Origin of the sequence: Aquimarina sp. AU58, assembly GCF_900312745.1 — a bacterium.
GTDB classification, from domain to species: Bacteria; Bacteroidota; Bacteroidia; order Flavobacteriales; family Flavobacteriaceae; genus Aquimarina; species Aquimarina spinulae.
The window spans coordinates 1712879-1728031 of the sequence record NZ_OMPD01000014.1; the positions used below are offsets into that span (position 1 = coordinate 1712879).

The window sequence follows — 15153 nt, forward strand, 5'->3', positions numbered from 1 at the left end:
CATTTTTAAAAATGATAAATTAACAAGGCTATAAAATTAAGGTTTTAAAAACGATTTTTATTAAAAAAAAACGGTTTCAAGTTTAAGTTTTTTGAGAATAGTGTAAAAATTACTTAAATGCCTTTTCGATAACCATTAAGATAGAGTAGTATACATCAAAGGCTATAAAGTTTTTTATTTCTATTGCACAAAACTCTTTATCAGGAATATAATAGATTCTTTGCGAGATTAATGATGTGCTTACATTACCATCCTCCTCGAGGGTAGAGACAATATCTTTAAAGTCATCACTGTCACTTGTGTTTTTAAGACATTGAATAAACCCACCTCTATAATTGAAAATTAAGATTTCTTCTCCGTTTTTTTTAGTTGTGGTAGGTGTAGATTTTTTTATAGCTTCTTGATTTTCGTATTCGCTTAATTTGATCCAAAGAGAGTTTTTGTTATTGGCAATTTTTTTGAATTCTCGAGCGAGTTTAATAGAGTTATCAGAGGGAAGTTTTCTTAAGTCAAGAGATAAACTAGCAACTTCGGCTAAGAAAGTTCTGTAAGTTTTTATAGAGTCTGTACCAAATTTATAATGTGTAAATAGGTCATTCTCAAAAGAGTCATATGCTTTTTTTATGATACCGGTTTCATCTACACTAAGGCAGTCATAACCAGACTGAGAATAAGTCACCTTTATGCATACCAATAAAGTTATGACTATAATTCTAGATCTAATCTTAAGGGGCATTGATTTAGATTTAGTAATGTTAATGTATAGGCTTAATTTTATAATTCAGTCGGGAAGTTAACAATAAGTTAGCAAATATTAACGTTTTATTGTATTTTTTTCTTAAATCCGAAATTATTGTTATTGTTTTTTATGAAATCAATGAAGCTGTAAAATAGAGTATAACACTCTAAAAACACTTATATGTATGTGGTGTTATATTTCCTTTAGGTAATTAACCAAATGCTTTCTCTATTACTAACAAAATAGAATAATAGATATCAAAAGCGATGAAACTTTTTACCTCACGGGTGTTAAATTCTTCTCTTGGTAAATCATGCAATCTTTGTGCGATTAGAGAAGGACTTACATTACCATCAAGCTCTAAAGTATTTACAATATCCTTAAACCCTTCGCTATTACTATTGTTTTTTAAGCATTGGATAAATCCACCACGATAATTAAATGTCAAAACTTCTTCTTCTTGACTCGTCTTTGGGGTAAAAGTATTTTTTGAAGCGACCATTTCTTCATCATATTGACTTAATAAAACCCAAAGAGAGTTTCTATCGGTAGCTTTTTTCTTATATATGCGTGCTAATTGTATAGAGTTCTTAGAAGGGAGTTCTCTTAGATTTATAGATAGATTGTATACTTCATTAAGAAACGTTTGATACGTTCTTATGGTGTCGTTGTTAAATTTATAGTGATGAAATAAATCTTTTTCGAAAGAATTAAAAGATTGTTTTAGCAGTCCTTGATTGTCAATATTGAGGCAGTCAAAATTTTGTTCAGTGGTTTGAGTATTACCTGTAGTACATATAAATAGAACTAAAAAAAATAATAAAACCATATATTTAATCTTTAGGGGCATGAGATTAATATTTAGTTATAATAAGTGTTTCTTACTTGTAAAGTACGAAAAATTAACGATTTATGCTATGGGTTTATGGTTTTTCTTTCTATTTCTAGAGACAATCTTTTTGTTATTATAGGGGATAAAAGTGTTTTTCGAACTCTTTTTTCTGGAAATACTGATTTCTGAAATTCAGGAATATGTTCTTCGGGGTTTTGATATTTATTGGTTCCTGTTAGTATAATTTTTTGATTATCGAATAGCTCTTGCTCTTTTTCGGCACTTTCTTTTATTTTTTTCTGAATAATTCCAGATTTTAATTGCTTCAAGAAACCACCGTTTTCTTCTATATTTTTAAATAGTGATAATGCCTTATCTGCTATTTGTTGTGTTAAACTCTCAATATAATAAGATCCCGAAGCGGGATTAGTAACCAAATCAAAGTAGCTTTCGTTTTTTAGCACCAAAAGTTGATTTAAAGAAATTCTTGTTCCAAAATCATTTTCAAGATGATAAATATCATCATAAGGTAGATTTTGAATGGTATCAGCACCGCCTAATACTGCACTCATACATTCTGTAGTAGTACGTAGCATGTTTACGTTATAATCCAGGATGGTTTTGTTTCTGTATGATGGATATGCTAAAATATGACACTCTGTTGTAGCGTTATATGTTGGTGCCAATGTGCTCCATAATAATCTAAGTGCTCTTAGTTTAGCAATTTCAAAAAAGTAATTACCACCTACTGCAACTTTAAAAACTACAGGCGCTTTTTCTAAACATGTACTTGATGCATTTTCAAAATGATTTAAATATTCATTAGCATGAGCTAACCCATACGCTAATTGTTGTACCATTGTAGCGCCAGCATTTTGATATAACCCTACATCGATACTAATATTATTTTTAAGATGATCATTTTTAATGATTTGTTCTAATGCTATATGATCTTCTTGTAGCGTTTTATACCAGTTTCCGGTACTCGCCAGGTTATTAATAATATCGGTTAAAATATAGATGTTTAGACTAACTTCTTTAGCAATATGATTTAGTTGCTGAATATAAGAAGGAGAAAGAAATTTAGTTTCTATAAAAACAGAAGTAGTAGCAGTAATATGTTGTAAAAGGCTTTTTGGATCAATATCTTCTTCTGAGATTACAAAATGAATACTTTCGGCACCTTTTTTAATAGCCTCAAGTGCTTTTTGATTACCAATAATTGCTGAATTGACTACTATTTTCACACAATTCTTCCAAGTAGAAGGATGCGATATAGAACTGTTTTCTATAGTATCTTCCTGGTTGTAAAAAGGCTTTATGTCAATACCTTCTAAAGATTTATAAATCAATGCTTCATTATAATCTGCACCTTTGAGATCAAATTGAATTTTTTGTTTCCATTGTTTTGCAGAAACTGTTTCAAAACTATCGAATAGGGATTTAGTCATCTTTTTTGTTTTTAGGTACACTATCTTCATACTCGATAATGTATATTTCTTCATTATCTCGCTTCATGAAATATTCTTCTCTTGCGAATTTTTCAAGCTCGCTACTGTCTTTTAATACTTTAATATCTTTCTGATCTTTTACAATCTCCTTCATATAGTATTCTTTATTATCTTCAAGCTCCTGGATCTCTTCATCTAACTCTCTGTGAATCAACCAGGAATTAGTATCGAAAAACAGCATCCAAACTATAAATAACAGAATAATGAGTACATATTTATTTAAAAATATGGCAAATATCGGGATCAACGCCGGTTTATTTTTTAGTTTTTGAAAATATTGTTTTAGCTTCAATCTAATTGAGAATAATATTTGTTGTAAAGGTACAAAAGTTAATTCAAGCGTTCTTTGATAATGGTACGTACAATATCAATAGCTACATTATTATAGTTGTTGTTGGGTATAATAAGATCGGCAAATTCTTTGGTTGGATCAATGAATTGTTGATGCATAGGTTTTAAAGTGTTTTGGTATCGATCCAAAACTTCATCCATGTCACGTCCGCGTTCTGCGATATCTCTTTTTAACCTTCGTATTAAGCGTTCATCACTATCAGTTTGTACATATATTTTGATATCAAACATCTCCCGTATTTTAGGGTTGGTAAGTATCAAAATTCCTTCAACAATGATTACTTTACTTGGTGCCGTACTAACAGTTTCACTCGTACGATTATGCTCTACAAAAGAGTATACGGGTTGTGCTATTGTTTCTCCTTTTCTAAGTGCGGTTAGATGTTGACCTAATAGCTCAAAATCTATAGATTGTGGATGATCAAAATTTATTTTAACTCGTTCTTCGTAAGTGAGATGACTTGTATCCTTATAATATGAGTCTTGTGATATGACACATACTTCATTCTCTGGTAATTCATTTACAATTTGATTGACAACAGTAGTTTTACCACACCCTGTTCCTCCGGCGATACCGATAATTAGCATTTCTGATTTTTTTGACAAATTTAAAGATTGTTTTTGAGTAATTGCATATCAAAACTTTTATAGTCGTAAAAGTTATAATATACCTTTTGTTAGATCATATCAATATACGAGAGATTTTTACCACGGGTGGTAAGAAACCCCTGCAGAAGAATTTTTCCTTGCCCCGGTAACAGATTGCAGGCAATTCACCTCATTTCTTTCTCTAAGTACTCCCATAAATGCAAAGATCAGTGCTTCTTTAAAATCAATAATTTCTTCTGAAGGAATAACTACTGTCGCAAAACCGTCTAATTTTTGTTGCAATAGTTCGATAAGAAAATCATTTTTTGCACCACCACCAGTTACCAGTATAGAACTGTTTTTATGCTTAGTTTTTTTAATTGCATCCGCTATTTGAGTTGTAATATGATGAACCGCAGTATGTAAAAGATTTTCTGCAGAATCCTGATTATGAACTATAATAGGAATCATTTCTTCGACAAACCATTCGTATCCCAAAGATTTTGGAAACGGAAGCATATAGTACGACAGATTATTTAAAGTATCTAGTAAAGTTGGATTTAAAATACCCGTTTTTGCGATTTCTCCACCTTTATCATATACTTTATCTATAGTCGAACAGATAAAATTAAGTAACATATTGGCAGGCGAAATATCATAAGCAATTCTTTTTTTATCATTATTAAAAGAGATATTACTAATCCCACCAAGATTAAGACAAAAATCATATTGACCAAACAACAATTGATCGCCTATAGGAACTAGAGGAGCTCCCTGACCACCCAGAGCAACATCGTTGATTCTAAAATCACAGATTACTTTTTGCCCACATGCATTGGCCAGATGTTGTCCAGATCCTATTTGATATGTCAACCCAATCTCGGGTTGATGAAAAACGGTGTGACCATGACTGGCAACAAAATCTATATAAATATTATTTTTAATTATAAATTTTTTAACCTGATTGCCTAGCCAGCTTCCATATTCGTTATGAAAAGCTAATAAAGCTGTAGGTTCGAGATGTACTGTATTTTTTAATTGTTCTTTAAACGTAATATCATAATCAATGCTATCGGTATTAGTAATAGAGAATGTCCAGGTATCATTTTTCTTTTTAAATGTACAACAGGCAATATCCAATCCATCTAGAGAGGTTCCAGACATTAAACCGATCACGGTGTATTCATTTTTAATCGAATTCATATCTTTTTATATTGAAAGTTGTACAGGAGATAAACCAATTGCTTTATGTTGCCTAAGGAAGTGTTTGGCTGCAATCTCCTGAAAAGTTTTAAAATCTTGATATATAAGTATTATGTTACTTATATCCTTAGTTGGTAATACTCTCAAAACATATGGGTTACCAAACAAATATAAAGTTACATTTTTTGTCTTACTTAGTTTTTCTATAGTTTGCTGCGTTTCTGGATCTATACCAAACTCATGCATGGGTTTTATTGAGGGAGGAAATAATGCTATAAGAATGTTATTGCTAGAAATGGTAGTAGAGAAAGGCAGAGTATACCTCATTTTGGTAAACTGTTTTGATCTACTAATTTCTTCAAAAAAAGTACAATCTTCACTATTTCCTATAACTACAGCTTCAAAATCTTCGATATTAAATTTTTCAAAACTTTCTTTATCCGATTTATAGTGGGTAAGGGATGCTTTGGCGATGCTATTATTTAAAGAAGTAGTTTTTTTAGAATCAAAAGTAGGATTCGAGATATTTTTTTTAAATGCATCTTTTTTTAATTTTTGAACTCTTGTAAAACTTTCTTCAATTTGCTGGTCAGTTGCATTTTTTTCTATGGTACGAATACCTTCTGCTACATGTTCTGCAAAACATAGAATATCATTACCAGCATCAAATGCTTTCCACTCTAACATTCCTTTTTCGGGATATAACTTAGAAACACTATGCATATTAAGGGCGTCAGAAATAACAGCACCTTCAAAACCTAATTCATTTCTTAATACTCCTTTAATAATATCTTTTGACAAAGTAGCTGATATATCTTTTCCGTTCGTTAAAGAAGGTACGGCCAGATGCCCGATCAAAATACTATTAATTCCCGATGCTATTGCTTTTATAAATGGATACAGTTCTTCATCAAATAATTCTTGTCGAGATTTGGAGATTACCGGAAGTCCGAGATGCGAATCTACAGCAGTATCCCCATGTCCCGGAAAATGCTTAAAACAACCTAGTACTCCTGAAGCTTTAAGCCCTTTGTATAGTGCTAAAGATTTAAGAGTAACCTGTTCTTTTTTTTCACCAAAAGAGCGATAACCAATTACAGGATTATTAGGATTGACATTAATATCGGCTACTGGAGCCAAATTAAGATGAATTCCTATACTTTTAAGATCATTTCCTATATATTTCCCTATTTCAGTAATCAAATTTGATTGATCATCGGGGATTGCTCCTAATGTTATAGCATAAGGATATTGAGGAGTATTCTCTACCCGCATAGCTAAACCCCATTCTGCATCAATACTAATGAGTAGTGGAGTAGGAGCTATGTTTTGATAATGTGTTATAAGTTCTGCAAGTCGCTTAGCACTGTTTTCATTTCGAATAACTTTTTTCTTACCTTCAAAATTGGTAGCAGCACTAGCTCTACTATGAAAAAAGGTAAGGCCTCCTACTTTGTAGTCTAGTATTAATTTTTCAACTTCTTTTATTTCCTGATCCGTATCATTAATAAATGCAGCAGGAAAGAAAAACTGACCAATTTTTTCGGTTTTCGAAAGGCTGGATAGATTCATTACTCGTATTAATTTAATTTTTGTCTTTCTTTCCGTAGGTAGCGGGATATTGGATGTATCGGGTAAGGATAATACCAGGAATTGCAGCAATGGCTACCCATATAAAGAATCCGGTATACCCAAGAACCTCCTGGATGAAACCACTAATCATGCCGGGTAACATCATACCTAGTGCCATAAATCCTGTTGCGATTGCATAATGAGAAGTTTTAGAAACACCTTCTGCTACATAAATCAAAAACATGAGATAAGCAGCAAAGCCAAATCCGTATCCGAATTGCTCTATAATAACAACCAATGTAGCAAATACCACAGAAGATGGTTGCCAGAAAGCTAATAGAACATACAATATATTGGGTAGGTTTAAAGCCAAAATCATAGGAAGCATCCATTTTTTTAATCCATATACAGAAATAGCAATACCTCCCAAAATTCCTCCTATAGTTAAGGCGATGATTCCGAACGTACCATAAATAGTACCTACCTCGGTAGTAGATAGTGCTAATCCACCAGCATCATTCTGATCTAATAAAAAGGGAGAAGCCATTTTTACCAATTGGGATTCTCCTAATCTGTAAAGAAGGATAAAGGCAAGAACAATACCGATTTGTTTTTTTTGAAAGAAGGTTTTAAAAACATCAAAGAAACGTATTGGTTTTTCTTTAGAAGCTCCAGTTTCATTTTCTACTTTTGGAGTTGCAAAAAGATTAATTACTGTTAATATGATCATGAAAATAGCAGTGATAATCATGGTATAGGACCATGCTTTTTGATTATTACCATAATGCTCTTCTAAAAAACCAGCAAGTACTACAATTAACCCTTGACCGGTTACCATAGCCAAACGATAAAATGTACTACGTACTCCTAAAAAAAAAGATTGTTTTTTTTGTGAAAGGCTAATAAGGTAAAAACCATCAGAGGCAATATCGTTTGTGGCTGATGCAAATGCAGCGATCCAGAAACACGAAAGACTAAGGATAAAGAAGTTATTGGTAGGAATCGTTAAACCTACTCCCAAAAATGCTATGGCAATACCGAGTTGCATACCTAAAAACCAATTGCGTTTAGTACTTTTAATATCTACAAAGGGGCTCCATAGTGGTTTTATAACCCAGGGGAGGTAAAGCCAACTGGTATACAAGCCAATATCGGCATTGCTAATTCCTAGTTTCTTATACATGATTACAGAAAACGTGATGATAATCACATATGGCAACCCTTCTGTAAAATATAGTGAAGGCACCCAGGCCCAGGCATTTTTGTCTTTGTTAGATTCGATCATGAATTGTTATTAAGAAAAGTAAGATACTTATAAATTATTAGTAATACCCAGTTTATATTTTATCGATATAATCTAACTTTAGGGCATCCAGATTTATCTCTGGTAGTGATTTTTTATAAAAAAAATCAATGATTTGATCCACAAGATACGAATTGATTTTTTCAATTTTATTTTCTTCAATCATCGTAAAAACATTCATAGCTTCGACCTTTTTAAACTCTTTGATCAATTCATCTGGTTTTTTAACAGCATCCATACCGATATACTTTTCCATTTTTTTCTTCATCCACCTGTGGCTTGCTAGTTTTATTTGACTATCACGAACATCTTTCTTTAAGAGATCTATTCGTTCTATATTATTTTTTGCTTCTTTCTGCGTACGATTTAGTTGTATTTTGGCTTGTGTAAATTGCCTTTCGAATTTAAAATCAAGACGACGCATATCATGTTTCAGGTGTTGGATCACCTCATAGAGTGCATTATCATATATTGTTAAGAAATCTTCATAGGCATACAGTGTATTAAGAAATACAATTGCATCCTTTCTATATAATCTTGGTATGGGTTGATTTTTTACTTTTCTGAACAAACTTGTAAGTTCTACTTGTTTTTCTTCGGGGATATTTATAAACCATGAATTATTCTTTAACGCTCTTAATTTTGTAGTTATCTCATACCTGGTACCTTTATATAGCTCTGATTTATAACTAAATCTATATGTGTTGGGATTAGCGTCTCTTTTTTTTTGAGCACTACCATGATACATGATTAGAAATACAGAAATAAATGCTAAGAATTTCATATGTCATGTTTGGTTAGTTAGTTATTTTTATTAACGTGATACATAACCTGATTGTTATATCATGTTAAATGAATTCTTCATTGCTAGAATAAACTTTTAAGAAATATTATTTTTTAATCCCAGTAACTTCTTCTACAGTCACCATTTTTTTCTGGGTATTTCCCCAACTATTCATAATATAATTCATTACATCAGCAATTTCTTCGTCTTCAAGGCCTAACGAAGTCATTGCACTATTATAAGTCTTTCCATTAACTTTGATAGGACCATTTAACCCATATTTGATAGAATAGATGCTTTCTTTTCGTTTATTGATCAACCAATCTGATCCTGCCAAAGGTGGAAATACATTAGGAGACCCTTTTCCGTCAGGAAGATGACATTGCATACAAAAATCAGTATAAATCTCGTTTCCGCGAGCTATACTTTCTAATAATTTTGCATCCTGAGTTTTTGATACCGTATAGAGAACATATTCGGTGTCTGATTTTTCTTGTTGCGCAACAAGTGAAATGCTTAGGATTAATATGGTGATTTCTATAATGAAGAAACGTTTTAAATATTTTTTCATGCGTTTACATGTTTTTACTTTAATTAGGGATTATTTTTACAATACCTTTATTTTCTACAGCTACATAGATAAAACCATCAGGTCCTTGCCTTACATTACGCACACGTCCTATACCATCCAGTAATTTTTTTCGCCCTGTAACTTTAGTATCGGTTAATTCTACTAGTTCAAGATATTGAAATATTAAAGAACCTACTAATAGGTTGTTTTTCCATTGGGGGTAGATATCACTTGTAATAAAATCCATTCCGCTGGGAGCGATAGAAGGTACCCAATAGTATAAAGGCTGTTTCATTCCTTCTTTTTTTGTGATATCTGTAATAGATGTACCACTATAATTAATACCATAAGTGATTACAGGCCACCCATAGTTTGTACCTTTTATGATTGGATTAATTTCATCACCACCTCTAGGGCCATGCTCATGAACCCAGATTGTACCATTGGGATGTATTGCCATTCCTTGCGGATTGCGATGACCATAAGAAAAGACAGCTTTTTTTGCCCCATTTTTGGTAACAAATGGATTGTCTTTAGGAATAGAACCATCATCATTAAGGCGGTATATTTTTCCTCCGTCCCGGGTAATATCTTGAGGATTTACATCTCTATTGCCACGATCTCCAATAGAAAAGTAAAGGTATCCTTCATTGTCAAATTCTATTCGCGATCCAAAATGGTGTCCTTTTGTAGTATTGGGCGTTCCTTTATATAGCTTTTCTATATTGGTTAGTTTATTGTTGTTTAGTTTGGCTCTAATCAAGGCTGTATTACCACCTTTTTCTGTACCTTCTTTAGAAGAATAAGTGATGTATAACCACCCGTTTTCTTTATATTTAGGATGTAGCTCTATATCCAACAATCCACCCTGGTTGCGGTTATATACTTCTGGTACATTACCAATAGAGGTTTTGTTACCATTCTTAAAATGGATTAATTCTCCACTTTTTTCTGTAATAAGCATACTACCATCAGGCAACCAAACCATTCCCCAAGGGATTTGCAAATCAGGAACAACAATTTTTGTTGTGTAGTTTTTAGGATCATTTTCTAGAGTAATATCATTTTTCTTTTCTTGAGCGCAGGACAAAATTGCGATAAAAGGAAAAATTAAAAGGAAAATAAAATTTTTCATAAGCATACAATTTACTTTTAAAAAGTAAGAAGGAATGAATATAAACAAAATTAATTGCGAAAATAGAATGGTAACTGTCTAAGTTTTGTTAAAAAAATGACAAATCAAAAGATTTAAGCTCTATAATGGTATATCTGTTATTTTTTAAAACATTACTTTATTATAAAATGATGTTTTGATGATTGTTATATAAATAAATCAATAGAATAAATTAGGTGATTTTTTATGAATTATACTCTTTGTTTTGTAAGTATTTGATAAGTAGTGTTTTGTGTGTTTTACTGGGCGTTAGATTTTGATTGTTTATATAAAATTTAATTAATATTCTAGTAATGATTTTGGAGTTTAAAGTGAGGTTATTTGCTATATCGAGAAGACAATAACCAATTTATTTTACACTAAAAAAATCACCAAAATCATGAAAAAACAATTTGCTTTAGTCGTAGGATTTCTTTTTTCTACAACGTTTTTTTTCGCTCAGCAGGTCGATGTTACCATTTCGACCTCTAATGTAGACCCTATCATTAAACCTGGAGAATACACACTAGTAAAATGGTCTGTAAAAAGCAGGAATAATGTAGCAGTACCAGAAAATAAGATTAAATTCTTTCTTTCTAAGGATAAGCAATTTACCAAAGATGATATATTTTTAGGAAGCTCTTTGGTACCCGAATTAACAGAAGGGATAGAAGGAAAAATAAATTATACCTGGGTACGAATTCCTTCTGATACCAATTTAGGAAATCATACTGTTTTTTTTCATGTTGATGCAGATAATGAAATTGAAGAGGTGAGTGAAACAGATAATGTAAAGGCAGAAGTTGTAAAGGTAGTAGCTAATCTGAAATCTGATTTGATAGTAGAATCTACAGATTTACCATTATTTGCCACAGAAGGTAATCAACTAAAAGTTGGATGGGCTACAAAAAATCAAGGAAAAGCAGTATCTCCTCCTACAAAACTTACGATTTATCTATCTAAAGTGCCTAAAATCACAAATGAATCTATAAAAATATTAGATTTCGATTCTCGATCCGTTCGTATCGGAGAACGCATTATAGATGAAGCAATACTAACAATTCCTAATGATAATGAAGTTGATGGAGGGGTAATAGGAGAACGTTATCTTGTATTTGAAACGGATAGTAATTTTATGGAAAAAGAATCTAATGAGTACAATAATGTGGATTTCAAAAGAATAAAAATCGGAAGCGCTTGCGATTTAGTTGGTACCGATGTAGAGGCCTTGGCGCGTATTGGTTATTATGCTCCTCATGCAAAAGGAGTACTATATGATGTACATTTTAAAGTTAAAAACCAAGGGAGAAATACTACTGAAAAACCGGCTATGGTTAGCTGTTACCTTTCTCAAGACATTAACTTGGATAGAGATGATCGGTTAATCTATTTAAATACTAATGTACCTGTGTCAGGCAGTGGAGACGTTTTCGAAGTTAATTTTTCTAATCATTGGGTGGGGCAAGCTCCAGATGGACCCGATGGACCATCTTTGGAAGAAACCCTTAGAGAGTTATTAAATTACCATGTTATTGTTGTAGTAGATCCTGAAGACATAATTTCTGAATCTGATGAAGATAATAATATAACAGTTAAAGATATGGAGTTGTCTACAGAAAGAATCAAAGGTTTTGAAAAAAAGGCGACAACTGTAGTATATCCTGTTCCTGTAAAAGATGTTTTGAATATAGTTGTAACAGATCATACAGAAATAACGATATATAGTGTAGCTACAGGTTCTATAGTGTTAAACAAAACTTTTACTCAATCAGGAAAATATGAAGTGAATGTAGCATCTTTAAAAAGAGGTAATTATATTTTGGATGATCATAAAGGAAAAAAAATAAACATGATTAAAAGATAAACAACCTTTTTATTTTAATTGAATAATAAACAGAAAGCTACGCTTTAATATAAAGGCGTAGCTTTTTAATTAATTATATAACCATCTCATTTATTTAACGAGATGACACTAAACTATAGCTTATGTTAATCCCTCCATATACATTAAATGGCAAACCAGGATAGAAATACCTTGGTGCATTGCCTCCAAATCCTCGGGCATTGATTTGTAATTGAGATGCATACTTGGTATCTAAAATATTATTTGCGCCAAAAAATAAGTCATACCTGAAGTGAGATCCAATGTTATTTTTAAAACCTACTTTGCCATGTAGCAATTCATAGTTTTTACTAAATGATGTATTCGCATCATTTGCTGGTATTTTACCTACAGTCTGAAAGCTTAGGTTACCATAAAATCCTTTTTGAGCTATAAATTCGATCCCAGAATTGGTGACTTGAGAAGGTACACCGGTAAGATCGTTATTCGAAAAATCATTATCCAAATCTGTAAAATCATCAAATTTATGATCATATATTGATGCATTGAAAAAGAATTTTAATACTCCGGAGTTTACTTTTATAATATCGAAATTCAATTCTAATTCGGCGCCATTATGTGTAGTTTTTCCAGCATTAATAGCAAAGAAATTATCGTCGATGGTTCTTCTTGAAACCAAGAGATCTTTAACTCTAAACCGATATAGTGATACAGAACCGTAGAGTTTATCATGTAATAAACTATATCGAGTACCGATTTCATAATTCCACCCTATTTCAGGTTTTATATTGGGATTAAAAAGGCCGTCGGGTAATAGCGTTTCTGAAGTAGTAGGAGTAGAGAAACCATGAGCAATGTTTCCGTAAAAGGTAAATAGAGGGTTTAGAGTATAGTTTATTCCTATTTTTGGAGAGATTATGGGATCATAATCAAATTTACCAGAGCTATCTTCTCCATCAGATAAGAATTGATCATCGATATCAAAAAAAGTCTGATTGAGATTTACACCTAAGTTTACTTTAAATTTCTTACTAATCTTATAATTTGCTTCGGCAAAAATGTTGTAATAATATCGTTTTTCATCGAGATCAGAAAGTTGATTACCTTGTACACTACCTGTGCCAGAAGGAAAATCCTGGTATAAGTTTTCAAAGGTCTTACCGGTATAATAATCCAAGAATAACTCTCCGCCCAAAGTCCAATTTAATTCTTGATTAGCAATTAAGTGAGTACCTAAAACTCGATTTCTTAAACCAAAACTAGTAGCATTTTCTTTCAATATATTAAAAGGTCTAGATTCGTCATTATTTCTAAAAGAACTAAAAATACTGGTGTTATGTGATATTTTTGGATTGTAATTATGTTTCCACGTTACTCCTAATATTCCATAATCTACATCTTCATTGCCCTGCGCACGTCCCCAGGTAAATGCAGCTTGTCTAGGATTGTTTTCAAAATTTTCCTGATCTAATGAGCTGGGGATACCCGCATTAAGATTAACATAACTACCTATTACCGAAAAATTGTTTTTCTTTCCAATATCAAAACCAGATGCCAGTGTTATTGTATTTCGATCGTATTCATTGTTATCACGATAGCCGTCGGTATGATTATTACTATAGAGTACTGCAATATTAGATTTTTCTTTGGATATAGCGGCTTTTGCCAAAATTCTTCTTAATCCATAACTCCCAAATGATGTAGTGAATTCACTCTCAGAAGTATTTGTATTTGCAAATTGAGGTTGAAATAAGATAGTTCCTCCTAATCCTACACCATAACTGCTTGAAGAAGGGCCTTTATGTATTTCTATACTAGATAAAGCACCAAGTTCTAAATCCTCTATTGAAGATTCTCCATTTCCATCGGTTAATGGAATATCTCCAAAATAGGCTCTTATATTAGCTGTACCAAATAAGTTTCTGGCTCCGATTCCTCTAATTGTAATTCTATTGGTGTTTAAAGTGCCATTTTGCATAAAAACACCAGCAACTCTATTGAGAATAGGATGTAGTTCTATTGGGTTTCCACGATTAATATCACTAGTCGTGATAGAAGAGATAGCTTCTGTTGCATACCTATGTTTTTGTGGATGAGAATAATCTTCTATTACCACCTCTACCAAATTTGTAATAGGAGTTAACGCTATTACAATGTATCCGTCCTTAGTACGATTATGTTTGTTAATGTCTATAGTAACTTCTGTATAACCATCTTTAGAAATGGCTATTTTTTCTAAAGATTTTATAGAGAACTTACCATCAGCATCGGTAAAAACTTTAATGTTGCTGCCTATATCAAGAACGCTTACATTGGCTATCGGAAGTTTATTCGAATTATTTATGACAATTCCTTTAATGTCAAATTGTGAGTATATAGAAAAATGACAAGCGAGTACTAAAAATAAAAATATTCTTTTCAAGATTTGTTTTTTTCCAAATATCGGAAACTAGAGGCAATTGGTTTTAAAAAACATGATTGTGTTAATGAATATTAGGATATTTTAACGATCAAAATGTAGTAATCCTTACATCGAAGAAAATATACAACTGTACTGCGAGGTAAAAAATGCTCCATTCTTTATAGAGGCCAGTCGATTTTTATGGTCCCCTTATCAACTGACCTGCTATAAAAAACGTAATCATCCAAAAAAACATACATGATGTAATTTTTGGACCCCCTAAATTTTTCCTTTTTCTTTAT

At 31.9% G+C, this 15153-nt stretch carries 13 protein-coding genes; 1 reads left to right on the top strand and 12 read right to left on the bottom strand.

Annotated features, from left to right (window positions below; all coding sequences use genetic code 11):
• Nucleotides 1–109 precede the first annotated feature (109 nt).
• The 11 genes from DK441_RS18855 to DK441_RS18905 form a co-directional block, all read right to left on the bottom strand.
• Nucleotides 110–736, bottom strand: a complete 627-nt coding sequence (locus tag DK441_RS18855) for a hypothetical protein (protein ID WP_035096365.1) — start codon at nt 734–736, stop codon at nt 110–112.
• Nucleotides 737–950: 214 nt separating this feature from the next.
• Entirely contained in the window at nt 951–1568 is a 618-nt protein-coding gene (locus DK441_RS18860) for a hypothetical protein (protein WP_160112177.1), read from the bottom strand.
• Nucleotides 1569–1654: 86 nt separating this feature from the next.
• Nucleotides 1655–3022 carry a methylmalonyl-CoA mutase subunit beta gene (locus tag DK441_RS18865; protein WP_109853568.1) on the bottom strand — a complete coding sequence of 456 codons (1368 nt, stop codon included), beginning with the start codon at nt 3020–3022 and terminating at the stop codon, nt 1655–1657.
• Nucleotides 3015–3374 (bottom strand): septum formation initiator family protein, encoded by a 360-nt coding sequence (locus DK441_RS18870; RefSeq protein ID WP_024768655.1) that lies wholly within the window; start codon nt 3372–3374, stop codon nt 3015–3017. The genes DK441_RS18865 and DK441_RS18870 overlap by 8 nt, the downstream gene beginning before the upstream one ends.
• Before the next feature lie 38 nt (nt 3375–3412).
• Entirely contained in the window at nt 3413–4021 is a 609-nt protein-coding gene (udk, locus tag DK441_RS18875) for a uridine kinase (RefSeq protein ID WP_109852059.1), read from the bottom strand.
• A 117-nt stretch (nt 4022–4138) separates the two neighbouring features.
• On the bottom strand, nt 4139–5224 hold the full coding sequence (locus DK441_RS18880; RefSeq protein WP_109852060.1) for an anhydro-N-acetylmuramic acid kinase: 1086 nt from the start codon (nt 5222–5224) through the stop codon (nt 4139–4141).
• A 6-nt stretch (nt 5225–5230) separates the two neighbouring features.
• On the bottom strand, nt 5231–6796 hold the full coding sequence (locus DK441_RS18885; RefSeq protein ID WP_109852061.1) for a glycoside hydrolase family 3 protein: 1566 nt from the start codon (nt 6794–6796) through the stop codon (nt 5231–5233).
• Nucleotides 6797–6809: 13 nt separating this feature from the next.
• On the bottom strand, nt 6810–8081 hold the full coding sequence (locus DK441_RS18890) for an MFS transporter (protein ID WP_109852062.1): 1272 nt from the start codon (nt 8079–8081) through the stop codon (nt 6810–6812).
• 52 nt (nt 8082–8133) lie between these two features.
• Nucleotides 8134–8883 (bottom strand): hypothetical protein, encoded by a 750-nt coding sequence (locus tag DK441_RS18895; protein ID WP_160112178.1) that lies wholly within the window; start codon nt 8881–8883, stop codon nt 8134–8136.
• Nucleotides 8884–8989: 106 nt separating this feature from the next.
• Nucleotides 8990–9454 carry a cytochrome c gene (locus tag DK441_RS18900; RefSeq protein ID WP_109852064.1) on the bottom strand — a complete coding sequence of 155 codons (465 nt, stop codon included), beginning with the start codon at nt 9452–9454 and terminating at the stop codon, nt 8990–8992.
• Nucleotides 9455–9473: 19 nt separating this feature from the next.
• A complete protein-coding gene (locus DK441_RS18905; protein ID WP_109852065.1) occupies nt 9474–10589 on the bottom strand; it encodes a PQQ-dependent sugar dehydrogenase in 1116 nt (371 codons plus the stop codon).
• 418 nt (nt 10590–11007) lie between these two features.
• Here DK441_RS18905 and DK441_RS18910 point away from each other — a divergent pair, with 418 nt between their 5' ends.
• The gene (locus DK441_RS18910) at nt 11008–12471 is read left to right on the top strand and encodes a CARDB domain-containing protein (RefSeq protein WP_109852066.1); all 1464 of its coding nucleotides are present in this window, start codon (nt 11008–11010) and stop codon (nt 12469–12471) included.
• Between the two features lie 94 nt (nt 12472–12565).
• Here the strand turns inward: DK441_RS18910 and DK441_RS18915 are convergent, their stop codons facing one another.
• Nucleotides 12566–14872 (bottom strand): TonB-dependent receptor domain-containing protein, encoded by a 2307-nt coding sequence (locus tag DK441_RS18915; protein WP_235015790.1) that lies wholly within the window; start codon nt 14870–14872, stop codon nt 12566–12568.
• Nucleotides 14873–15153: the final 281 nt, after the last annotated feature.